The following is a 21,092-nucleotide window of genomic DNA, read 5'->3' on the forward strand; positions in this document are numbered from 1 at the left end:
TTAACCCACAACAAAGTAAGGCATTTTTACCTTACCTTCAAGGGTGATGGTGAACGCGTTACTCAGCTGCGTGGGCGAATGATGCGGCAATGTCAGCCACGCCGGTGGCGTTGTCGAACCGTGCCCGCGCATTGGCGATACGTTGCTCGTTTTGAATGGCAAAATCTGCCAGCCCGCGCACCGGCACCAGCAGTTCACGGCCAAGATCAGTCAACTCGTAATCCACGCGCGGCGGAATGGTCGGATAGACGGTCCGGGTGACAAAGCCGTCACGCTCAAGCCCGCGCAACGTGCTGGTCAGCATCTTCTGTGAAATTCCGTTGATGGTTCGTTTCAGCTCGTTAAAGCGCATTGAACCATTGCCCAGATAGTTGATAACCAGCACGGTCCATTTGTCACCGACACGGGCCAGAATGTGATTCACCGCCGTACAGGCAGAGGTTACTTGGAAGTGCTTCGGTTTCAAAAAAGTGCCTCCTTGCGGGTATTTTCAACAGTCACTTATATAGCGCCAGTAACCAATAGTTACCACAGCAAAAAACCTGAGGAATTCTGAATATGACGAAACTGAAGATCGGCATCATCGTTGGCAGCACGCGCATTGGCCGCTTTGCCGAGTTCCCGGCGAAATGGATCGCCGACGTCGCGGGCAAACGCGACGATGTCGAGGTCGAAATCCTTGATCTCATCGACTATCCGATGGCGTTTTTCGGTGAAGAGCGCGCAACCACGGAACAGAGCGAGACGGCGGAACGCTGGAAGAAGAAGCTGCGTGAATTCGATGCCTATGTCATTACGGTCGCCGAATACAACCACGCACCAACGGGAGTTCTGAAGAACGCGATCGATCTTGGCGACTTCATCCACAAGCCGGTCGGTTTCGTCGGTTATGGCGGTGTCGGCGGCGCACGGGCCATCGAGCACCTGCGCGGGATTTTCGTCGAGATGAGTGCAGCCTCGGTCAAGACAGGTATCCACATCTCGTTCCCGGAATATCTGAGCGTGGTCAAGGGCGAAAAGACGCTTGGCGATTATGCCCATCTGAATGAGGCAGCCACCAACCAGCTCGATCAGCTCGTCTGGTGGGGCAAGGCCCTGAAGGCAGCGCGCTCCGCATAAATTCCAAAGGGCGGCCGTTTCGACGGCCGCCCTTTTTGCTTGTTCAGCCATCACGAATAGGGAGACCCGCCATGACCAAGAAACTTACCCTGATCAGCCATCTCCTTTGCCCCTACGTGCAGCGCGCGGCGATTGCACTGGCGGAAAAAGGCGTGCCCTTCGAGAAGATTTACATTGATCTCAATGCCAAGCCGGACTGGTTCCTCAAGATATCGCCGCTGGGCAAGGTCCCGCTGCTGAAGGTGGAACAGGACGATGGCTCCGAGGCTGTCCTGTTCGAAAGCACGGTCATTGCCGAATATATCGAAGAGACCGAAGGTGAACCGCGCCTGCATCCGGACAATGCCCTCGAGCGTGCCCGCCATCGTGGCTGGATGGAATTCGGCTCGACCATCCTTTCGGATATCTGGTCACTGGAAACCACAGGGGATGCGGCGCTGTTCAACGACAAGCTTGCGACACTGAAAGCCAAGTTTGCCCGCCTCGAAGAGGTTCTCGGCGACGGCCCCTTCTTTGCCGGTAAGACATTCAGCCTTGTCGATGCGGTGTTCGCCCCCGTTTTCCGCTATTTCGACACCTTCGACACACTCACAGAACATGGCGTGTTTGCCGCTTGCCCGAAGGTCCGGGCGTGGCGCCAGGCCCTGTCGGAGCGTCCCAGCGTCAAGGCGGCGGTCACGCCGGAATATCCGCAGCTGCTGCGCCAGTTCATGGAGCGCTACGACGCGCACATGCTGAAGCTGGCCGCCTGAACAGCCTGCCTATTTGTCGGACCAGACCGCGAGTTCATAGCCATCCGGGTCGGCGAAGTGAAAGCGCCGCCCGCCCGGGAAATCAAAAACAGGCTTGACGATTTTCCCGCCGGCGCTTTCGACACGTTTCTGGGCATCGGCAAGGTCATCGGCGAACAGAATGACCAGCGGGCCGCCGGTTCGCACGTCACCGCCGGCGGCAAAGCCGCCCGTGAGATTGCCATCGGAAAATTCGCAATACGCCGGACCGTAATCCTTGAATGTCCAGCCGAACGCCTCGCCATAGAATGCGCGCATGCGGCCGATGTCGCTGACGTTGAATTCGATATAGTCGATCCGTTTGTCCCTACCCGATTGAGCCATCATCCGTCCTTCATATCTGCTGCGTTTCCAAAACGGCTTTCAATGCCGTCAAATCTCGCAAAACCCATGCGGCGTCTTCCGCAAACTTGCCCTCGCTCATGTCAGGCATGCGGAACAGCGTGAAACTGACCTCGCAGCCATCATTGTTCGGGATCACGCGCAACGGCACATAGACCTCCTCGCCGGTCTCCGTCACAACCCAATGATCCAGAACCCCATAGGCATTCAACGGGGCGAAGCGGATGCGCAACTTCCCGACCGGCCCATCCGCAAGCCACTCATCCCCGAGCTTCTGCAAACCGGATGCCAGCCCGGATGCCCATTTCGGCACATTCTCCGGATTGGACGCGAAGTCGTAGACCGCATGCCAATCCCGTTCGATGGAAACCTGTAGAGTTCGCGAGTCACGCGTCACCACGGCCTGTCCTCCCCATTTGCATGTTACCTATCGCTTATCGCACCGGCCTGTCTTGAACAAAACGGCCAATCAGGCCGCCATCTGCTGCACGACATCGCCGGGCGATATGCCCGCCAGCGCTTTTACCTCCCGGCTCAAATGCGCCTGATCGGCATAATCCGCCTCAAATGCCAGCATGCCAAGGCTGCTTTCCGGCGTGCACTGTGCCAAACGGAGGAAATGCTGGAAGCGCAGGATGCGTTCGAGCATCTTCGGACCATAGCCGAAATGTGTCCGGCAGTGCCGCCGCAACGTGCGTTCGCTCATATCGAAAAGCCTTGCGAGCCGGGAAACGTGCGACCCCTCACCCACCCGGCCGAGCGCCGAAAAGGTACGGGCCATGACCGCATCGGGCCGGTCCATCGAATCCGCCATTGCGGCAATAGCCGATTCCAGCCGTTGCATTGCCTCTGTCTCCGATTGCACCGGGCTCAGCGTGTCCACAAGCGCCTCGGCTTTTGCACCCCACAATTCGCCGAGATCAACGCGCAATCCCACGAGTTCGGACATGGGCAGGCCGAGCCATTTTGCGGCGGCGCCCGGCGCGAAACGCATGCCGACAACGCTCGTAATACCCGGATCAACCACATGGGGTACGATATCGGGACCGGCCACGCTCAAACGGCCTTGCGACCACAGAATATCGACGCAACCATCGGGGACAACGGTCACCGGCTTTCCCCAAGCATGCGGGCTTACATGGCTCCAGACACAGAGAAAATGTGGCCTCAGCGCTGCCTGGGGCGCCGACTCACGATACTGTCCCGAGCAATTGGCAAGAACAGGCGTCTCCTGGGGTGAATTCATGGGTAACCTTGCCGAAATTTTCATTTGCGCAGACCGCCGTATAATCGATTTTATCCCATTGCCGAACGATTTCCAGAACAACATTCTCCTGGCAAACCTTGCCTCGCGCGGAGGTTAGCAGTAGTTCTTCCGGCAACTTCCAACAGGATAGAAAGCACGATGAGCAATACCCGCACCGAAACAGATACGTTTGGTCCCATCGAAGTCGCCGCGGACAAATACTGGGGCGCGCAAACCGAGCGCTCGCTGCATAATTTCAAGATCGGCGGCGAAAGAATGCCGATCCCGCTCGTCCGCGCCCTTGGCATCGTCAAGCGCGCTGCCGCAGAGACCAACATGGCGCTCGGCAAGCTTGATGAAGTCACCGGCCGCGCCATCACCGTTGCGGCGGAAGAAGTCATCGAAGGCAAGCTGGACGATCATTTTCCGCTCGTCGTCTGGCAGACCGGTTCCGGCACCCAGTCGAACATGAACGCCAATGAAGTCATCTCCAACCGCGCCATCGAGATGCTCGGCGGGGAAAAGGGCTCGAAGAAGCCGGTTCATCCGAACGATCACGTCAACATGAGCCAGTCGTCGAACGATACGTTCCCGACCGCCATCCATATCGCCACTGCCGTCGAGGCGACCAAGCGGCTCTATCCTGCCCTTGACCATCTGACCGCCGCCCTGGCGAAGAAGGAAAAGGCCTTTGCCGACATCATCAAGATCGGCCGCACGCACACGCAGGATGCGACACCAGTCACGCTCGGCCAGGAATTCTCCGGCTATCGCGCCGCTTTGGAATATGCCCGCAAGCGCATCGAACAGAGCCTTGCCGATGTGTTCCTGCTGGCGCAGGGCGGCACAGCCGTCGGCACCGGCCTCAATGCACCGGTTGGTTTCGATACGGGCTTTGCCGAAGCGGTGTCGGATATCACCGGTCTCAGCTTCAGGACGGCACCGAACAAGTTCGAAGCGCTTGCCAGCCACGGCGCGCTCGCCAACTTCCACGGCAGCCTGAACGCGCTTGCCACCGATCTCTTCAAGATCGCCAACGACATCCGCTTTTTGGGTTCAGGCCCGCGCTCCGGCCTCGGTGAACTGAAGCTGCCGGAGAACGAACCGGGCTCGTCGATCATGCCGGGCAAGGTCAACCCGACCCAGGCGGAAGCGCTGACGATGGTCGCGGCACAGGTATTTGGCAACCAGACGACTGTGACGGTTGCAGCCAGCCAGGGCCATTTCGAGCTCAACGTGTTCAAGCCGGTCATTGCCCTCAACGTCCTGCAGTCGATCCGCCTGCTCGCCGATTCGATGGTGTCCTTCGCCGACAATTGCGTCGAGGGCATCGAAGCGGACGAAGTGCGCATCAAGGACCTGCTCGAGCGTTCCCTGATGCTGGTCACGGCGCTTGCGCCCGCCATCGGCTATGACAATGCAGCCAAAATCGCCAAGACCGCCCACAAGAATGGCACGACCTTGCGCGAGGAAGCACTGGCCAGCGGCCACGTTTCGGCCGAGGATTATGACCGTCTCGTTCGCCCTGAACGCATGATTGCACCGGAGTGAAAAGAGAAAATCATTTCATTGTGAACAATGTGTCGAGAAAATAGTAGCTTTGTTTGACAATCGATTTTAGTTATCGATTGTCACGACAAATTTCGGAGAACGACCCATGTCAGACAACGCACTTGCCACCTCGACAACGTCCAGCAATGCCATCGTCACGCTGATCAGCCGCATTCTGCTGACTCTTTTGTTCATCCCTGCAGGCTTCAACAAACTGACCAGCCTTGCTGGAACAGCTGAATATTTTGCAGCCAAGAGCCTGCCATTGCCAACGGTAACAGCTGTTATCGTCGGTCTCGTTGAGCTCGTCGGCGGCCTTGCCGTTCTCTTCGGTTTCAAGACCCGTTATGCTGCAATCCTTCTCGGTGTCTTCACCATCGGTGCAGCGCTTGTTGCTCATCTGGTTCCCTGGGATCAGGCGAACCAGACCAACTTCTTCAAGAACCTTGCAATCGCCGGCGGTTTCTTCGTTCTGGCCCAGCATGGTGCAGGCACGCTTTCGGTCGATGCCAAGCTTCGCTGAAATCGATCCGTGTTACATAGAAAAGGCCGCTTAACGCGGCCTTTTTATTGTCCCGGTTGCCCGTCAGTTTGACGCTTTCGCCTCGCTGACCAGAACAGGTTTGTCCCGGTAGTCCTGCGGGAAGAGTTTGCTGAGGCCCTCGATCTTCGGCAGATCATAATAGGCGATATAGGGCTGCGAAGGATGCAGCGTCGCGTAATCCTGATGATAGCCCTCCGCGGGATAGAATTTGTCCAGCGCGGAAATCTTGGTGACGATCGGTCCCGAATAGGCCTTTGCCTTATCAAGCTGCGCAATATAGGCGTTGACGATCCTCGCCTGATCGTCAGTCGTAGTGAAAATCGCCGAACGGTACTGCGTTCCCGAATCCGGGCCCTGCCGGTTCAACTCTGTCGGATTGTGCACCACGGAGAAATAGACCTGCAGGATCTTGCCGAGGCTGACCACCTTGGGATCGAACGTCACTTCGACGGATTCCGCATGGCCTGTGTTGCCGGAACTGACAATCTCGTAGCTCGCGGTTTCCTTCTTGCCGCCGGAATAGCCGGACACGGCATTGGTGACACCCTTCAGGTGCTGGTAGACACCCTGCACGCCCCAGAAGCAGCCGCCGGCGAGAACGATCGTTTCCGTCTTTGCGGTTGCCGTCTGGTCCATGGCGGGCGGCGGAACCATGGTAATGCTTTCGGCAAAGGCCGCAGCCGGTGTCAGGAACAGGCACGAAGCGAGCAGGATTTGACGCAGTTTCATAATGATAATCCTTTCCTGATATCAGGCAGCAGCTGGTTTGAAGGTCATGGCAACGCCGTTCATGCAATAGCGCAGGCCCGTCGGCTTCGGCCCGTCATCAAAGACATGGCCGAGATGGCCGCCACACCGATGGCAGTTGACGGCCGTGCGGGACATGCCGAAGGAGCGGTCCGTTACCTCAGTCACGGCGCCCTTGATCGGCGACCAGAAGCTCGGCCAGCCTGTGCCGCTGTCAAATTTGGTATCGGAGTCGAAGAGCGACAGGTCACAGCCGGCACAGGCAAACGTTCCCTTGCGCTTTTCGTGGTTGAGCGGGCTGGTGAACGGACGTTCCGTGCCTTCCTGGCGCAGCACATCATATTGGTCTGAGGTGAGCAGCTTCTTCCATTCGTCGTCCGTATGCTCAACTTCAAACGTACCTGCAGCATAGGCTTTGGGCTCGGTGGAAAAGCGCGCTGCAATCAGCGCTCCAAGTCCCAGTACAGCTCCGCCAAAAAGTGATCGGCGTGTCATCATGACATAGTCTCCCTGAACAGGATGACCGAAACATACCAGTCATCTGCAAGGGAATACGTATGGAAGGGAATAAAAGTTACAAAACCCGCCTGATATCACGGATAGTTGATGCTTAGAGCGCCATTGCCGCATGTATGCGCTGCGCGAGGGCCGCAACCGCTGCGGGATCGGCGCTGCGGCGCGAGGAAACCAGGCATGCCTCGGATTTGAGGATGATGCCGTCTTCCAGAACCTTCAGATGATTGGCCTGCAGGGTGGAACCCGTCGACGTGATGTCGACGATGATATCGGCGGAGCCGGACGCCGGAGCACCCTCGGTGGCGCCGAGGCTTTCGACAATGCGATAAACCTGGATGCCGTGCATCTGCGAGAAAAACTGCTGGGTCAGGCGCCAGTATTTGGTGGCAATCCGCAAACGCCTGCCGTGACGTTGACGATATTCGGCAGCCACGTCATCAAGGTCGGCCATGGTCGACACGTCGTACCAGACCTCAGGAACCGCCACGACCACATCCGCATGACCAAAACCCAGCCGCGCTTCGATCTGCACACGCTCATCTGCTACTGACAGGGTTTCGCGGATCAGGTCTTCACCCGTCACGCCAAGATCAACGCTGCCGTAGCCAAGCTCGCGGGCAATCTCGGAGGCCGACAGAAACAGGATATCGATCCTGCTGTCACCCTCGACCTGCGCACGATAATTGCGCTGATCCTTGGGCAGGATGACTTTCAGTCCAGCCTTTTCAAGCACTTCAAGTGCCTGCTCCTTGAGGCGGCCTTTGGAGGGAAGCGCAAGGGTAATGGTCATGGCGCATCTCCGGCAATTTTCTCCAGCCGATCCAGCCAGATCGAAAAACCGACACCGGGAATGGAATCGACGGCACCAAGCATGGTCAGCAGCCGGTCATAGCGCCCACCGCCGACAATGGCGCCGACATCGGGATTGGCGAGCGCGCGAGTCTCGTAGACAAGACCGGTGTAATAATCGAGCGGACGGCCAAAGGCGGCATCGTAGACGATGTTTTCCTGCTCGATTCCCGCCTCGCGCACGGCAACAACACGGGCCTCGAACTGATCGAGCGCCGGCCCGAGATCAAACTCATTGGCCCGCGAGAAATTGCGCAGGTGTGTTGAAGCGGCCTTTAACGGCACCCGGATGGCAAGAAATGTCTCAAGTGCAGCGAAAGCCTGTGCCGGCAACTTGACCGAGGCGAGATTGGCCTTTTCGATCAGGCGGCGTGCAATCTCATGCGGGCTGCGCCCGGCACCGGGTGACAGACCAGCCACCTGCATGTCCTGCTCCAGCGCGGCGGCAAGTCCGGCCTCATCACCGTCCGCTACCAGCGCAGTGAGACGGTCGGGCAGAGAACCGTTCTTCTGGCTGGACGAAAGATCGGCAAGCAGGCTTTTCAGTTGTCCCGGATTGCCAAAGGCGCGCGCCAGCTTTTTCTGCCAGCCGCGCGGCAGACCCAGTGCCGCCAGAACAGCTTCGAAAATCGCCTGATCGCCGAGCAGTGTTTCAAGCTCGGCTTTCGGCGCGACAAGTCGGATTGAGGCAATGGCATCCGCCAGCGAACGGGCATCGGCCCGGGCGCGGTTGGCATCGCCCAGATCCTCTATCCCGGCCTGAAAGAATTCATTGCCGCCCTCGCGCCGCTGGCGGAAGACTTCGCCCAGATAGGCATAACGCTTGGGTGTAGCAGCATTGAGCTCGATATGGTTGCGGCATACCGGAATGGTGAATTCCGGGCGCAGGCACAGGCTCTGGCCGTTCTCGTTCTCGGTGAGGAAAATCCGGCGGCGCAAATCCTCGCCCGCCATATCCAGAAACTGGTCGGCTGGTTGAATGACCGGAATATCCACAAGCTCCGCATCCCGCGCGGAAATCAGCGCGGCAAGGTCACTGGCAAAGGCAGGAGCGCGGGAACCGGTCATATCGGATCAGCCAGCCTTCAAGGCGTTGGCACGATCCTCAGCCTGGGCTTCGAGAATCTTGCGCACTTCCGCGACGAGATCAGTTTCCTTGGCGGTAATCTGTGCCTGACGGCCTTCACGCCACACGGTATTGTCTTCGATCTCGGACGAAAGACGCGCGCCTTCGATAAGGTCCTTTATCTGCACTTCGCCATTGTCGCGTTCCTGCGAGCCCTGAATGATCACGCAGGGCGCACCGCGCCTGTCGGCATATTTCATCTGCGGCTTCATGCCGGAACCACCGAGATACATTTCAGCACGAATGCCCGCCTGCCTAAGGTCCGAAACCATCTTCTGGTAGCGGCCGAGGCTTGCCGTATCCCGGTCCATGACCAGCACGACAACAGGCCCGACATTATCCGAGGTATCGAGCTTGCCCAGATTCTTCAGCGCCGTCATCAAACGCGATACACCGATGGAAAAGCCCGTTGCAGGGGTGGGCTCGCCTCGGAAGCGCGATACCAGACCATCATAACGGCCGCCGCCACCAACGGAACCGAAAACGACCTTTTCACCCTTTTCGTTGGTCACGTCGAAGGTCAGTTCGGCTTCAAAGACAGGGCCGGTGTAGTATTCAAGGCCGCGTACCACGGACGGGTCAATACGGACGCGCGCGCCATAACCGGCAGCCGAAGACAGGGCCTCGATGGTGGCCAGTTCGGCAACACCCTCAACACCCTTGTCATTTCCGGCCACGACGGCTTCCAGATTAGCGATGGTCTCGCTGCCATTGGCGCCACCAGCTGAGGTAAATGCCAGCACCTTGGAGATTGCGGTTTCGTCGAGACCCGCGCCCTTGGTGAAGTCGCCGCTTTCGTCAAGACGGCCTTTGCCGAGCAAAAGACGCACGCCGTCAACGCCGAACTTGTCCAGCTTGTCGATGGCGCGCAGAACGACCAGACGCTGGCCCATCTTGTCATCGCCGCCAAGCCCGATGGATTCAAGCACACCGTCCAGCACCTTGCGGTTGTTGACGCGGATGACGTAATCGCCGCGCTTGATGCCGACAGCTTCCATTACATCGGCCATCATCATGCACATTTCCGCATCCGCCGAGACGGAAGGCGCTCCGACCGTATCGGCATCGAACTGCATGAACTGGCGGAAACGACCGGGACCCGGCTTCTCGTTGCGGAAGACCCAACCCGCACGATAGCTGCGATAGGGCTTTGGCAGGCTCTCAAAGTTTTCGGCCACAAAACGCGCCAAAGGCGCTGTCAGGTCGTAGCGCAGGGACAGCCACTGCTCGTCATCGTCCTGGAATGAAAACACACCTTCGTTCGGCCGATCCTGATCCGGCAGGAACTTGCCGAGCGCGTCGGTATATTCAATGAGCGGCGTTTCGACAGGCTCGAAGCCGTAGAGGTCATAGACCTTGCGGATATCGGCCATCATCTTTTCGGCGGCACGCAGATCATCCGGAATCCGGTCCACAAAACCGCGCGGCAGCCGCGCCTTCAATCTGTCTGCCTTCGTTGTCATGATTTTGATCCGATGCCCTGAAGTGAATTGGAGTTTGCTCTAACCGATCAGGGCATTGAGGGCAAGGAATTACCGGCTCGCAATTGCCGCAGCAAAGCAAGCACGCATGCCGTTTTCAACTTCCAATCGAAGGATCACACAGGCCGTTTGAAGTTCGCGCGGATTTTTTCGATCTCCGCCCGGCACTTGCAGCCCTCCACATGATCGTTCACCAGCCCCATGGCCTGCATATGTGCATACATGGTGGTGGGCCCGACAAAGCTGAATCCGCGCTTCTTGAGATCCTTGGAAAGCCGTACCGATGCCGGTGTCGTCGGATTGGCCACCAGCGTGCCATAGTCGACAAGCCTGGGCCGCTCCTCAACAGGCGGCTCAAAGCTCCAGAAGTATGCGCCAAGCGAGCCTTTCTCTTCGAGGAGTTCAAGAACGCGCTTGGCATTGTTGATGGTCGAGGTGATCTTGCCGCGATGGCGGATAATCCCGGCATTGGCCAGCAGCCGCTCGATATCCTTCTCGCCGTAGCGGGCGATGCGCTCGAAATCGAAACCGTCGAACGCCTCGCGGAAATTCTCGCGCTTGCGCAGGATGGTCAGCCACGACAGGCCGGATTGAAAGCCTTCCAGACATATCTTTTCGAAAAGGCGGTAGTTGTCCGTTACGGGCCGTCCCCACTCATGATCGTGGTAATGGATATATTCAGGCAGAGCGCCGGGCCAGGAACATCTGGTTTCACCATCATCGCCTGTCATCAATCCCGTTTTTACCGGCGCTTCGTCTGTCATCTGCCTGCCCTTTCGGAACATGTTCACCTGGCGTTAACCAGTGACTGAAACCATCCGGTAACCACAACAAATAGTTTCCGGAAAGAATCGGTTTTTATTGATCCTCGTTCACTTTTTTCTACCGGGGCGCAGGCAAACTCAATCCGAAACCTGACAAATCCTGTCAGGAGTGTTGATTGCCAAGAGAATTGCCCGATGAAGACCGCATTGCTGCTTTTGACCTCCTGTCTGACCGTAGTGACATTCCAAGCCAATGCCAGTGAGCGCTACGCCACGCGGCCGCCGGTGGTCATGAGCCCGGATCTTTCCGCGCCGTGGGTAATGCAATTGCGCCAGCGTCCCGTCGGGACATCGGTCAATATACGCGACCGGATCGTGTTGAGCGAACCACCGGCACGCGGAACCATTGTCAATCGCCGCGAGGCGCGGCGCCCTGCCCGGACCGAAGAGGCCAGCAATCCGGCCGCACGCGAGGTTTCATTCCGCCGTCCGGCAGAACCCGCGACGGAAGCACAACCCAAGAAACGCAGCATGGACCCGAAATTCCTGCCGCAGACCGTCGCCTATGAAGGACCGCAAGCACCCGGCACCATCGTTATCGATACGTCCCAGCGTTTCCTCTTTCTCGTCGAAGCGGATGGCCAGGCTCGCCGCTATGGCGTTGGCGTCGGCAAGGAGGGATTTGGCTGGAACGGCACCAACAACATCACCCGCAAGGCGGAATGGCCGGACTGGCGTCCACCCGCATCGATGATCGAGCGCGAAAAAGACAAGGGCCGTATTCTTCCAGCTCATATGGAAGGCGGCCCTGCCAACCCGCTTGGCGCACGCGCACTTTATCTCGGCGATACCCTGTACCGCATTCACGGCACCAACGCGCCCTGGACCATCGGACAGGCCGTATCCAGCGGATGTATCCGCATGCGCAATGAGGATGTCACGGATCTCTACGAACGCGTCAATGTCGGCACAAAAGTCGTTGTGATGTAAGAGTTAGTGGGGACGGCACCGGGGGCGGTGCCGAAACTGGGCGGTGGTTCCATTGGAACCACCGCCTTTTCTTTATTCGGCGGCGTGCAGGACAGGCACCGGCACGCCTTCAGGTCGCGGCCCGCCATAGACCCAGTCCAGCAATTCGACGGTGTGGACAATAGGCAGCTTCGCGGCACTGGCGATCTGGGTGATGCAGCCGATATTGCCTGTCGCAATGACGCTGGCGCCCGTGGCCTCGATGTTCTTCACCTTGCGGTCGCGCAGCGTGCCGGCGATCTCCGCCTGCATGATGTTGTAGGTCCCGGCGGACCCGCAGCAAAGATGCCCCTCGGCGGGTTCCCGGACGGTAAAGCCAGCCGCCTTCAACAGATCTTTTGGCTGCCGTGTCAATTTCTGGCCATGCTGCATTGAACAGGCTGAGTGATAGGCAACAACGATGTCCGCAGGCTGTTGAGGCGCCGGCAGATTAAGGGTTGTCAGATATTCAGTGATATCCCTTGCAAGGCCTGAGATAACGGCGGCCTTGTCACGATAGTCAGGATCAAGCCGCAGCATATAGCCGTAATCCTTGATCGTCGTGCCGCAGCCCGAAGCCGTGACGATGATGGCGTCGAGCCCGCCATTGTTCAACTCCCGCGTCCAGACATCGACATTGCGGCGGGCATCATCCAGCGCAGCCTCATCGCGGCCCATGTGATGCACAATCGAACCGCAGCAACCCTCGCCTTTCGGCACGACCACCTCGATGCCGAAGCGGGTGAGAAGACGGATCGTCGCCTCATTGATACCGGGTTTCAGTACGGGCTGGGCGCAGCCGGTCAAAATCGCGACCCGTCCCTTCTTTTCCAGCGCAGTCGTGTGCAGGCCCGGCGCGGCAAAGCGCGACTTTACCGGAATGGATTTCGGCGCGAGATCGAGCATGGCAGCGACCGGCTTCAGCACCGGAATGGCGCGGAACAGCGGCGCGAAGGGACGGCCCAGTTTAGCTGCCATCAATGACAGCCGGAAGCGCTCGGGATGCGGCAGAACAAAAGCCAGCAGCGCCCGGATGAAACGGTTCATCACAGGGCGTTTGTAGGTTTTTTCGATGTGAGCCCGGGCGTGGTCGACCAGATGCATGTAGTTCACGCCCGACGGACAGGTGGTCATGCAGGCAAGGCAGGACAGGCAGCGGTCGACATGCTTGACGATCTGCTCATCGGCAGGGCGGCCATTTTCCAGCATGTCCTTGATGAGATAGATGCGGCCGCGCGGGCTGTCGAGTTCATTGCCCAGCGTGACATAGGTCGGACACGTCGCGGTACAGAACCCGCAATGAACGCATTTGCGCAGGATCTTTTCGGACTCGGCAACTCCGGGATCGAGCAATTGCTGCGGTGTGAAGTTGGTCTGCATACTACACTCCTGCAACCATGCGGCCGGGATTGAGGATTCCACCCGGGTCAAATTGCTGTTTTAGCCGCTTTGACAGAGCCGCGAGCGCGGCAGGTTGCGGTTCGAAGACGGGAATGGCCGCGCGAACAGCGGCGGGTGCGCGCACCAATGTGGCGTGGCCGCCACCGTATTTGCGGATCAATACCCGTACCGCTTCGGCTTCTGGCTCACCCTCAAGCCGCATCCAGACAAGCCCGCCCTGCCAGTCATAATAAGCATCGACTGCAGCGCCCATGCGCATGGATGCCACCAGCTTGTAGGCTTCCATCGGTGCCATGGACACGCGCCAGACCGGCCGCTCGGTTCCATCGGCAAACGGAATGACATCACGCACTTCCTGCCAGAGTTTGCGCGATATCTCCCCGGAAACTTCCTCAATAGCGCCCGCCGAGGACAGCAGCCCCCGCAGCATGGTCACCCTATCGGCAACGGATGGGGCAAATCCCTCCAGTCGCAATATTGTCGAAGCCTCGCCTTTCAGGATGCCGTCGACAAGGCGTCCGCAAATGTTCACCGGTAGATGGGCGGCAGATGCCACCTCACCGCTCGACCCCATGGCGATTGCCATCGCGCGCGCAGCTTCATCATCCATCAGGCCGCGAACAACAAGTGTCGTCTCCGTTTCCGGCGCAGGCAGGACCTTGAAGGTAATTTCCGTGGCAATGCCAAGGGTACCCCAGGAATTGGCCATGCCCTTGGACAGATCATAGCCGGTCACATTCTTGACCACCCGGCCGCCTGATTTGAACAGTTCGCCGCGCCCCGAGACGACGCGTACGCCCAGCACGTGATCGCGGGCCGATCCCGCCTTCAACCGGCGTGGACCGCACAGGTTGGCGGCAAGGACACCGCCAAGACTGCCCTGCCCCGCCGCCTGTCCCAGCAACGGTCCGTAGTCCATGGGTTCGAATTGAAAGGCCTGGCCCTTGGAGGCAAGCAGGGCTTCCAGCTCCGCGATGGGTGTTCCGGCCCTGGCGCTCAATACCAGTTCATCCGGTTCATAGAGCGTCACGCCGGAATGGTTCGACAGGGCAATCGTGTGCTCGGTCTGCAGCGGACGGCCAAGTCCGCGCTTCGAACCGTGGCCGCAGACTTCCACCGGCGCGCCTTCGGACAATGCCCATTGCACCGCCTCGACAATTTCGGTCTCGGTTGATGGGGTCAATATGGTCATGTCAGCGCGCCATGGTCTCAAACGTGTATATCTTCAACAGCATCGATCAGAATCTCGGAATATCGGGAAAGGGCAGTTGGCCGCGATGCACATGCATCCGCCCCAATTCGGCACAGCGATGCAATTGCGGAAAAACCTTTCCGGGGTTGAGCAGGTGCTTGTCGTCGAAGGCGCATTTCACGCGGATCTGCTGGTTGAGATCGATCTCGTTGAACATTTCCGGCATCAGCTCACGTTTCTCCACGCCCACGCCATGTTCACCGGTGAGAACGCCGCCCACCTTGACGCACAGCCGCAGGATATCGGCGCCAAAATCTTCCGCCTTGCGCAGTTCATCAGGAATATTGGCATCGTACAGGATGAGCGGATGCAGATTGCCGTCCCCCGCATGGAAGACATTGGCGACGCGCAGCCCGTATTTTTCCGAAAGCGCGCGCATGCCCGCCAGAACCTGCGGCAGTTCCTTGCGCGGAATCGTGCCGTCCATGCAGAGGTAATCCGGTGAAATGCGCCCGACGGCCGGAAAGGCCGCCTTGCGCCCCGCCCAGAACGTCATCCTTTCCTCTTCACTCTGCGATATGATGCAGGAGGAGGCGCCGTTCCTGCCGGCGATCTTCTCGACCATGTCGATCAGGTGGTTGACCTCCACCGCCGGGCCGTCGAGTTCGATGATCAGCAGCGCTTCCACATCAAGCGGATAGCCCGCATGGACGAAATCCTCGGCGGCGTGGATCGCCGGACGATCCATCATTTCCATGCCCCCCGGAATGATGCCCGCAGCGATAATATCGGCAACGCATTGCCCGGCGGTTTCGCTTGAGGGAAAACCGACCATCAAGGCCCGCGCCGTTGCGGGCTTTTGCAGGATGCGGACGGTGACTTCCGTCACCACGCCGAGCAGCCCTTCCGAGCCGGTCATCAGGCCGAGCAGGTCATAGCCCTCTGAATCGAGATGCTTGCCGCCAAGCCGTACGACCTCGCCGCTGATCAGAACCATCTCCAGCCCGAGGACATTGTTGGCCGTGAGCCCGTATTTCAGGCAATGCACGCCACCGGAATTTTCCGCGACATTGCCGCCGATCGAACAGGCGATCTGCGATGAGGGGTCCGGCGCGTAATAGAAACCTTCGTGCTCCACCGCCTTGGTGATGCCGAGATTGGTCACGCCCGGCTGCACGACAGCGACGCGATTGGGATAATCGATTTCAAGGATGCGGTTGAACCGCGACATGACCAGCAGCACCGCGTCTTCGAGTGGCAGGGCGCCGCCAGACAGCGATGTTCCCGACCCGCGCGGCACGACCTTCACATTGTTGTCGTGGCAATATTTCAGGATTTGCGAAACCTGCCGCACGGTCTGCGGCAGCACGACGACGAGCGGAAGCTGGCGATAGGCGGTCAGTGCATCGGATTCGAACGCGCGCATTTCGTTGGTAACGTCGACAACGCCTTCACCCGGAACGATGGCCTGCAAGGCAGCAACGATCTCCTTGCGGCGCGACATAGTCGCCGCATCGGCCTTCGGCATCACCAATCCGGACATGAAACCTCCTCCCAGCAAACCCCTTCAACTGGTAAATTATGTTTACCAGTGTCCGTTCGAGTTTGTAAACAGTCTAAACTGTTGAACGGAGGTGGCACACAGCCAAAGTGACGCGTCTCACAGCAGACTTTCAAAGCCCGCAACAAGCGCGACAAGCCCGAATTCAAAACCTTCATCCGGCGAGACATTTTCAAGCTTCCAGAAGGCTTGACCGAGCAGCGCTTCGGCATGATCGGCGCCTGTTTCGGCCTCGGTTTCATCGCCGGTCCCCTGCTCGGCGGCATTGCCGGAGGATTCGGCATCCACTATCCGTTTCTGCTGGCCATGGCGCTCAACGGCGTCAACTTCCTGCTCGCGCTTTTCTTCCTGCCGGAAACCAGCAAAGGTGTAAAAACGCCGCTTGCGGTTCAAAACTTCAGTCCGCTGGGTGGTTTCCGCTGGGCGACTGGCATCAAAAACCTGACGCCGCTCATTGTCGTGTTCACCCTCATGCAGCTTGTTGGCCAGATCCCCGCAGCGCTGTGGATCATCACGCGGCAGGTGGATGAAACCAGGCTCGGCGAAGTTCAGGGCATCCTCGCCAGCGCAACAAGCCTGACCGGCATCATCGGGCCGGTGGCGTATACCGCCATCTACGCCGCCACCCGGACCGACTGGAACGGCCTTGTCTGGATTTCCGGCGCGATGCTGTACATTCCCTGCGTTCCGCTGCTGCGCGCCATCGCCTATCGCCGGGCGGCAGGCCCTTCAGGGGCTTGACCTTGTACTGATCCCGCGGAAAGAGTGCGCCGATGGATCATCTGAATGACATGGAAATTTTTGCGCGCGTGGTTTCATCCGGCAGCATGTCCGCGGCAGGGCGGGAGCTCGGTGTATCGCCCGCCGTCATTTCCAAGCGGCTGCGGCGGCTTGAGGAACGGCTGGGTACGCGCCTTCTGCAGCGCACCACCCGGCAGATTGCCCTGACCGAAACGGGGCAAGGCTATTACGAGCGGGTCCTGGCGATCCTGTCGGGCGTCGAGGAAGCGGAAGCTTTCGTATCGCGCCGTTCCGAACAGGCACATGGCCTGCTGAAAGTCTCGGCGCCCACCACGTTCGGGCGCATGCATATTGCGCCGCATCTCGAACCCTTCATGCGGGCCAATCCCGATCTGTCCATCAATCTCGTGCTGACGGATGAATTCGTCGATATCGTCGGTGAAGGCTATGATCTTGCCATCCGCATTGCCGAACTGTCCGATTCCAGCCTGGTGGCGCGCAAGCTCGCGCCGGTGCAACGATATCTTGTCGCGTCGCCGCGCTATATCGCAGAACACGGAGCCCCGCACTCCATCGCCGATCTTGACAACCACATCTGCCTCGCCGCGCACAATGGCGACCCCTGGCGGTTGAACGGACCGGATGGCAGCGTATCCCTGCGCCCGACCGGGCCGATCCTGACCAATTCCAGCGAGGTGGTGCGCGCCGCGGTGCTTGGCGGGCTTGGCATAGCCTTGCGCTCCACCTGGGATATCGGGCCGGAGCTTGCCGCCGGCCAGCTGGTGCGCGTGCTGACCGACTATGCCGCTTCGCATAATATCGCGATTTATGCGATTTATCCCTCGCGGCAGTTTCTCCCGGCAAAGGTGCGGGTGTTCATCGACTATCTCGCGGGCCTTTACGGCCCCGTGGCGCCGTGGGACCGGGTCTGATCATTCATCCTTGTGCGATCTGCGGATCGATTTCACCACGAACCACATGGCGAGGATCGCTATGGGAACGAACGCCGCGGTGACAACCGACGAGTGCAGTTCCGGCATATAGGCCTCGGCACCCTTGGCAAGATAATAGAACAGGCCAACGACATAGTAGGAAATCGCGGCCACCGACAGGCCTTCCACCGTCCGTTGCAGGCGCAGCTGCAATTGCGCGCGCCGGTCCATCGAGCTCAAGAGATCACGGTTCTGCCGTTCCAGTTCCACGTCCACCGACGTGCGCAGCAGCGTGGCGGCGCGCGACAGCTTTTCCGACAGGTTTTCCTGTCTTCCGCTGACGGAATGGCATGTGCGCATGGCCGGCGCCATGCGCCGCTGGATGAACGCCGCCCAGGTTTCATAACCGGTGACCGGCTCTTCCTGCAGCGCGGCCAGCCGTTCCAGCACGATGCCATTGTAGGCCCGGCTCGCCCCGAACCGGTAGAGGCTCGAGGCCGCATCGGCTTCGAGTTCCGCCGCAAGCGATGTCAACTCGTCCAACAGTTTGTGATTGTCGGCATCCGGCGCGCGCATTTCCGTCGTCAGGCCCGCCAGGCGGTCTTCGATGCGGCGAATGCGCGGCGACAGGGAATGCGCCAGCGGCAGTCCGAGCATGGCGAGCGTACGGTAGGTCTCGATTTCGATCACACGCTGCGACAAGGCGCCGGCACGGGCGGGCGACAGGCCGTCATCGAGGATGAGAATGCGGGTCATTCCGTCACCGTCCTGCCGGAAATCCGTCACGATGGAGGCAAGCCCATTCTCGACATCGCTGTAGCAGAGGCTTGTCGGATCGAATGCCTCAATCAAAGCCGCGGCGCCAGCGTCCTTGCGGATGATCTCCAGCCGCACACCGTCGATCACCGTGCCGGGCGGATTGAAGCCTTCTCCGAAGGGATGCTGTGCTGCCTGGCCGGTGCGCGGCAGCGGACCTTCCCACAGATAGGTCGAGAATTCCGTGTGCCGTTCCCAGCGCAGCGTGCCATTGCCCCAGGGCATGATGTGGTGACGGGCATCGCGCGCCGGAGAGGCTACACCTATGCTGCGGCTGAGTTCCGCCAGAACCGCATGATCGACGGTGGACCCGCCCTCGGTCATGAATGCAAGCTGGATAAGAATGCGCGGCGTATCGATCAATGGATAGGGCCGCGCATGCACTTCTCCCAGCGCCACGGAACGCTCCGCATGCCCCGGAAAGCCCATCACACCCGGACTCGTGGCGGAATTTGAAAACGCCGCTGCGGTTTTCAGTCTTTTCCCCTTCATATCGGCCCCTTGGTATAGACTGTTCACAAGATGGTGAACGCAATGACCGGCCCTTTCAATGCTCCTTTGCGCCGGAAGGCTGCGGCTATGCGACGCTTGCCCACTGGATCAAAGAATTGACCAGTTTCGTGATTTGCCGATACGCTGGCACGACACATCACTCCTGCGGACGACTTTCAACATGAGCAGCCCGGTCTTTGCCCGCATCCATTCTTCCCGAACGGCCGACGACATCGTCAGCCAGATCGAAACATTGATCCTTGAGGGTGTTCTGCGCGTGGGCGACCGTTTGCCCGGCGAACGGGACCTTGCCGTACAATTCGATGTATCCCGCCCGATCCTGCGCAGCGCATTCAAAGTGCTGGAGGCCAAGGGATTGCTTGTCGTCCGCCACGGCGGCGGAACATTTGTTGCCGACGTCATCGGCGAGGTCTTTTCCAAGCCCGTCATGGACCTGATCTCGAGCCATCCGAAGGCCGCGGCGGACTATCTCGAATACCGCCGGGAGATTGAAAGCATCGCAGCGGATTATGCCGCCCGCCGGGCAACGGATGATGACCGCCTGCTTTTGCGCGGGATTGTTGACGCGATGCAGCGCGCCTACGAGACCGATGACTTCAAAAGGGAAGCCGAGCTGGATGTCGAACTGCACAGCACCATCGGGGAATGCGCCCACAACATCATTCTGCTGCACACGCTGCGGTCGTGCTACCGGCTTCTCGCGGACGACGTGTTCTACAATCGTACCATCATCTACGGTTTTCCCGGCGCCCGGGAAAAGCTGCTGCAACAGCACACATCCATCGCCGATGCCATCATGGCGTCAGACCCCGAGGGGGCGCGGGCTGCCGTGCACAGGCACATCGACTTTATCGAGCAGGCACAAAAGGACGCGGCACGCAGCAATGCCTGGCAGGAAACGTCGCGGCTGCGGCGCAGGCAGAGGGAGCTGGACCGCCCATGAAGACAGTCGACTTCAAACATGCGCGCGGTCCCGACCGCCTGCGGGTTTATGCCATCGGCGACGTGCATGGCCGCCTCGATCTGCTGCAGGAGATGCACCGGCGCATTCTGGCTGAAAACGCCAAGTCGCCGCCGTTCGACTGGGTGGCGGTGCATCTTGGCGACTATGTGGATCGGGGCCCGGATTCTAGGGGGGTACTGGACCATCTGGTCAATGCCCAGAGGAAGAATCACCGCATGCTGACGCTGGCGGGCAATCACGATATCGGATTTCTGGATTTTCTGGCCACCGGCGACATCAATGGAATCTTCGCCCGGCACGGCGGCAGGCAGACGGCGCGCTCCTATGGCGTGACGATCGATTTTGACGATCCAGCCTCGGTATCGGCGGGACGCTCCGCCCTGCTGCGCGCCGTGCCGGCAACCCATGTGGAGTTTCTGCGCGGTTTGCGGCGCTCGATGACACTGGGCGATTTTTTCTTCTGTCACGCCGGCATCAGACCCGGCGTTGATCTCGACCGGCAAAATCCCGAAGATCTGATCTGGATTCGCTGGGAATTTCTCGACGATCCCCGGTTGCATTCCAAGGTTGTCGTGCATGGCCATACACCGGCCAGCGATGTGGAAGTGCGGCAGAACCGGGTCAATCTCGATACCGGCGCCTATGCCAGCGGGCGCCTCAGCGCCATCAAGATCGACGCTGAAGGCAAGTCTTTTCTGGAAGCGATTGTCTAGAACAACTCTTAACGCGAAGCGGAGCTGATTCCGTAGCCGTCGCTCGATACGGTGCGGCCTCCGGCATCAACCGATACCAGTTCGGCGCCCATGAACAGGATCGATGCAAGCATCATTGCGGTCAAAAGGGCGGCACTTTTCATAGTCATTCGGGCGTTTCCATCAGTCTCTACGG

At 59.3% G+C, this 21,092-nt stretch carries 24 protein-coding genes; 9 read left to right on the top strand and 15 right to left on the bottom strand.

Annotated features, from left to right (window positions below):
• Positions 1-58: 58 nt before the first annotated feature.
• Positions 59-466, bottom strand: a complete 408-nt coding sequence (locus tag RDL77_RS04735; RefSeq protein ID WP_223611684.1) for a helix-turn-helix domain-containing protein — start codon at positions 464-466, stop codon at positions 59-61.
• 92 nt (positions 467-558) lie between these two features.
• On the opposite strand from RDL77_RS04735, the gene RDL77_RS04740 reads away from it, so the two are divergent.
• Together RDL77_RS04740 and RDL77_RS04745 are read left to right on the top strand one after the other, a co-directional pair.
• On the top strand, positions 559-1,119 hold the full coding sequence (locus RDL77_RS04740) for an NADPH-dependent FMN reductase (RefSeq protein WP_288191984.1): 561 nt from the start codon (positions 559-561) through the stop codon (positions 1,117-1,119).
• 71 nt (positions 1,120-1,190) lie between these two features.
• Positions 1,191-1,871, top strand: a complete 681-nt coding sequence (locus RDL77_RS04745; protein WP_288191985.1) for a glutathione S-transferase family protein — start codon at positions 1,191-1,193, stop codon at positions 1,869-1,871.
• 9 nt (positions 1,872-1,880) lie between these two features.
• Here the strand turns inward: RDL77_RS04745 and RDL77_RS04750 are convergent, their stop codons facing one another.
• The 3 genes from RDL77_RS04750 to RDL77_RS04760 all read right to left on the bottom strand — a co-directional run bounded on the left by RDL77_RS04750 (position 1,881) and on the right by RDL77_RS04760 (position 3,582).
• Entirely contained in the window at positions 1,881-2,234 is a 354-nt protein-coding gene (locus tag RDL77_RS04750) for a VOC family protein (protein WP_288191986.1), read from the bottom strand.
• A 10-nt stretch (positions 2,235-2,244) separates the two neighbouring features.
• Positions 2,245-2,652, bottom strand: coding sequence for an SRPBCC family protein (locus RDL77_RS04755; RefSeq protein ID WP_288191987.1), 408 nt, complete (start codon positions 2,650-2,652; stop codon positions 2,245-2,247).
• 69 nt (positions 2,653-2,721) lie between these two features.
• Entirely contained in the window at positions 2,722-3,582 is an 861-nt protein-coding gene (locus tag RDL77_RS04760; RefSeq protein ID WP_308526370.1) for a helix-turn-helix domain-containing protein, read from the bottom strand.
• A gap of 75 nt (positions 3,583-3,657) precedes the next feature.
• Between RDL77_RS04760 and fumC the strand changes: the two genes are divergently transcribed.
• Together fumC and RDL77_RS04770 are read left to right on the top strand one after the other, a co-directional pair.
• Positions 3,658-5,049: a class II fumarate hydratase gene (fumC, locus tag RDL77_RS04765; protein ID WP_223611690.1), complete on the top strand. Its 1,392-nt coding sequence runs from the start codon at positions 3,658-3,660 to the stop codon at positions 5,047-5,049.
• 106 nt (positions 5,050-5,155) lie between these two features.
• Positions 5,156-5,572, top strand: a complete 417-nt coding sequence (locus RDL77_RS04770; RefSeq protein ID WP_288191989.1) for a DoxX family protein — start codon at positions 5,156-5,158, stop codon at positions 5,570-5,572.
• 63 nt (positions 5,573-5,635) lie between these two features.
• Here RDL77_RS04770 and msrA read toward each other — a convergent pair whose 3' ends face one another.
• From msrA to RDL77_RS04800, 6 genes are all read right to left on the bottom strand, one after another.
• Positions 5,636-6,322, bottom strand: coding sequence for a peptide-methionine (S)-S-oxide reductase MsrA (msrA, locus tag RDL77_RS04775; RefSeq protein WP_288191990.1), 687 nt, complete (start codon positions 6,320-6,322; stop codon positions 5,636-5,638).
• 21 nt (positions 6,323-6,343) lie between these two features.
• Positions 6,344-6,838, bottom strand: a complete 495-nt coding sequence (msrB, locus tag RDL77_RS04780; protein ID WP_288191991.1) for a peptide-methionine (R)-S-oxide reductase MsrB — start codon at positions 6,836-6,838, stop codon at positions 6,344-6,346.
• Positions 6,839-6,950: 112 nt separating this feature from the next.
• A complete protein-coding gene (gene hisG, locus RDL77_RS04785; RefSeq protein ID WP_288191992.1) occupies positions 6,951-7,646 on the bottom strand; it encodes an ATP phosphoribosyltransferase in 696 nt (231 codons plus the stop codon).
• Complete coding sequence (locus RDL77_RS04790) at positions 7,643-8,773, bottom strand: ATP phosphoribosyltransferase regulatory subunit (RefSeq protein WP_288191993.1); 1,131 nt, start codon at positions 8,771-8,773, stop codon at positions 7,643-7,645. Before RDL77_RS04790 ends, hisG begins: the two co-directional genes overlap by 4 nt.
• Before the next feature lie 6 nt (positions 8,774-8,779).
• Complete coding sequence (hisS, locus tag RDL77_RS04795; RefSeq protein ID WP_288191994.1) at positions 8,780-10,294, bottom strand: histidine--tRNA ligase; 1,515 nt, start codon at positions 10,292-10,294, stop codon at positions 8,780-8,782.
• Positions 10,295-10,428: 134 nt separating this feature from the next.
• Entirely contained in the window at positions 10,429-11,076 is a 648-nt protein-coding gene (locus tag RDL77_RS04800; protein ID WP_288191995.1) for a DNA-3-methyladenine glycosylase I, read from the bottom strand.
• A 195-nt stretch (positions 11,077-11,271) separates the two neighbouring features.
• On the opposite strand from RDL77_RS04800, the gene RDL77_RS04805 reads away from it, so the two are divergent.
• Positions 11,272-12,066, top strand: coding sequence for a L,D-transpeptidase (locus RDL77_RS04805; protein ID WP_288191996.1), 795 nt, complete (start codon positions 11,272-11,274; stop codon positions 12,064-12,066).
• A gap of 72 nt (positions 12,067-12,138) precedes the next feature.
• Here RDL77_RS04805 and glcF read toward each other — a convergent pair whose 3' ends face one another.
• Genes glcF through RDL77_RS04820 form a run of 3 tightly spaced genes read right to left on the bottom strand, consistent with a single transcriptional unit; the run spans position 12,139 to position 16,220 of the window.
• Positions 12,139-13,464, bottom strand: a complete 1,326-nt coding sequence (gene glcF / locus RDL77_RS04810) for a glycolate oxidase subunit GlcF (protein WP_288191998.1) — start codon at positions 13,462-13,464, stop codon at positions 12,139-12,141.
• A gap of 1 nt (position 13,465) precedes the next feature.
• Entirely contained in the window at positions 13,466-14,677 is a 1,212-nt protein-coding gene (gene glcE / locus RDL77_RS04815) for a glycolate oxidase subunit GlcE (RefSeq protein WP_288192000.1), read from the bottom strand.
• Positions 14,678-14,723: 46 nt separating this feature from the next.
• The gene (locus RDL77_RS04820; RefSeq protein WP_223611701.1) at positions 14,724-16,220 is read right to left on the bottom strand and encodes an FAD-linked oxidase C-terminal domain-containing protein; all 1,497 of its coding nucleotides are present in this window, start codon (positions 16,218-16,220) and stop codon (positions 14,724-14,726) included.
• A 207-nt stretch (positions 16,221-16,427) separates the two neighbouring features.
• Here RDL77_RS04820 and RDL77_RS04825 point away from each other — a divergent pair, with 207 nt between their 5' ends.
• Both RDL77_RS04825 and RDL77_RS04830 read left to right on the top strand, forming a co-directional pair.
• Complete coding sequence (locus RDL77_RS04825; protein WP_288192002.1) at positions 16,428-16,979, top strand: hypothetical protein; 552 nt, start codon at positions 16,428-16,430, stop codon at positions 16,977-16,979.
• A 32-nt stretch (positions 16,980-17,011) separates the two neighbouring features.
• Complete coding sequence (locus RDL77_RS04830; protein ID WP_288192004.1) at positions 17,012-17,911, top strand: LysR family transcriptional regulator; 900 nt, start codon at positions 17,012-17,014, stop codon at positions 17,909-17,911.
• Here the strand turns inward: RDL77_RS04830 and RDL77_RS04835 are convergent, their stop codons facing one another.
• Positions 17,912-19,219 (bottom strand): DUF3422 family protein, encoded by a 1,308-nt coding sequence (locus RDL77_RS04835; RefSeq protein WP_223611705.1) that lies wholly within the window; start codon positions 19,217-19,219, stop codon positions 17,912-17,914.
• 181 nt (positions 19,220-19,400) lie between these two features.
• Between RDL77_RS04835 and RDL77_RS04840 the strand changes: the two genes are divergently transcribed.
• Together RDL77_RS04840 and RDL77_RS04845 are read left to right on the top strand one after the other, a co-directional pair.
• Positions 19,401-20,183, top strand: a complete 783-nt coding sequence (locus RDL77_RS04840; RefSeq protein WP_288192005.1) for an FCD domain-containing protein — start codon at positions 19,401-19,403, stop codon at positions 20,181-20,183.
• Positions 20,180-20,917, top strand: a complete 738-nt coding sequence (locus tag RDL77_RS04845; protein WP_223611708.1) for a metallophosphoesterase — start codon at positions 20,180-20,182, stop codon at positions 20,915-20,917. The genes RDL77_RS04840 and RDL77_RS04845 overlap by 4 nt, the downstream gene beginning before the upstream one ends.
• Positions 20,918-20,925: 8 nt before the next feature.
• Here the strand turns inward: RDL77_RS04845 and RDL77_RS04850 are convergent, their stop codons facing one another.
• The gene (locus RDL77_RS04850; RefSeq protein WP_165401767.1) at positions 20,926-21,066 is read right to left on the bottom strand and encodes a hypothetical protein; all 141 of its coding nucleotides are present in this window, start codon (positions 21,064-21,066) and stop codon (positions 20,926-20,928) included.
• Between the last annotated feature and the right edge of the window lie 26 nt (positions 21,067-21,092).

It is taken from the genome of uncultured Phyllobacterium sp. (genome assembly GCF_902479695.1).
In the GTDB taxonomy this organism is placed as follows: Bacteria; Pseudomonadota; Alphaproteobacteria; order Rhizobiales; family Rhizobiaceae; genus Phyllobacterium; species Phyllobacterium calauticae.

Bases quoted from the DNA above. Each gene is read 5' to 3' on its own strand.
- RDL77_RS04835 (WP_223611705.1), bottom strand. From the start codon at position 19,219: ATGAAGGGGAAAAGACTGAAAACCGCAGCGGCGTTTTCAAATTCCGCC.
- RDL77_RS04800 (WP_288191995.1), bottom strand. From the start codon at position 11,076: ATGACAGACGAAGCGCCGGTAAAAACGGGATTGATGACAGGCGATGAT.
- glcF (WP_288191998.1), bottom strand. From the start codon at position 13,464: ATGCAGACCAACTTCACACCGCAGCAATTGCTCGATCCCGGAGTTGCC.
- msrB (WP_288191991.1), bottom strand. From the start codon at position 6,838: ATGATGACACGCCGATCACTTTTTGGCGGAGCTGTACTGGGACTTGGA.
- RDL77_RS04845 (WP_223611708.1), top strand. From the start codon at position 20,180: ATGAAGACAGTCGACTTCAAACATGCGCGCGGTCCCGACCGCCTGCGG.
- hisS (WP_288191994.1), bottom strand. From the start codon at position 10,294: ATGACAACGAAGGCAGACAGATTGAAGGCGCGGCTGCCGCGCGGTTTT.
- RDL77_RS04740 (WP_288191984.1), top strand. From the start codon at position 559: ATGACGAAACTGAAGATCGGCATCATCGTTGGCAGCACGCGCATTGGC.
- hisG (WP_288191992.1), bottom strand. From the start codon at position 7,646: ATGACCATTACCCTTGCGCTTCCCTCCAAAGGCCGCCTCAAGGAGCAG.
- RDL77_RS04760 (WP_308526370.1), bottom strand. From the start codon at position 3,582: ATGTTGTTCTGGAAATCGTTCGGCAATGGGATAAAATCGATTATACGG.
- RDL77_RS04770 (WP_288191989.1), top strand. From the start codon at position 5,156: ATGTCAGACAACGCACTTGCCACCTCGACAACGTCCAGCAATGCCATC.
- msrA (WP_288191990.1), bottom strand. From the start codon at position 6,322: ATGAAACTGCGTCAAATCCTGCTCGCTTCGTGCCTGTTCCTGACACCG.
- RDL77_RS04850 (WP_165401767.1), bottom strand. From the start codon at position 21,066: ATGACTATGAAAAGTGCCGCCCTTTTGACCGCAATGATGCTTGCATCG.
- RDL77_RS04750 (WP_288191986.1), bottom strand. From the start codon at position 2,234: ATGGCTCAATCGGGTAGGGACAAACGGATCGACTATATCGAATTCAAC.
- RDL77_RS04820 (WP_223611701.1), bottom strand. From the start codon at position 16,220: ATGTCCGGATTGGTGATGCCGAAGGCCGATGCGGCGACTATGTCGCGC.
- fumC (WP_223611690.1), top strand. From the start codon at position 3,658: ATGAGCAATACCCGCACCGAAACAGATACGTTTGGTCCCATCGAAGTC.
- RDL77_RS04805 (WP_288191996.1), top strand. From the start codon at position 11,272: ATGAAGACCGCATTGCTGCTTTTGACCTCCTGTCTGACCGTAGTGACA.
- RDL77_RS04790 (WP_288191993.1), bottom strand. From the start codon at position 8,773: ATGACCGGTTCCCGCGCTCCTGCCTTTGCCAGTGACCTTGCCGCGCTG.
- RDL77_RS04840 (WP_288192005.1), top strand. From the start codon at position 19,401: ATGAGCAGCCCGGTCTTTGCCCGCATCCATTCTTCCCGAACGGCCGAC.
- RDL77_RS04830 (WP_288192004.1), top strand. From the start codon at position 17,012: ATGGATCATCTGAATGACATGGAAATTTTTGCGCGCGTGGTTTCATCC.
- glcE (WP_288192000.1), bottom strand. From the start codon at position 14,677: ATGACCATATTGACCCCATCAACCGAGACCGAAATTGTCGAGGCGGTG.
- RDL77_RS04745 (WP_288191985.1), top strand. From the start codon at position 1,191: ATGACCAAGAAACTTACCCTGATCAGCCATCTCCTTTGCCCCTACGTG.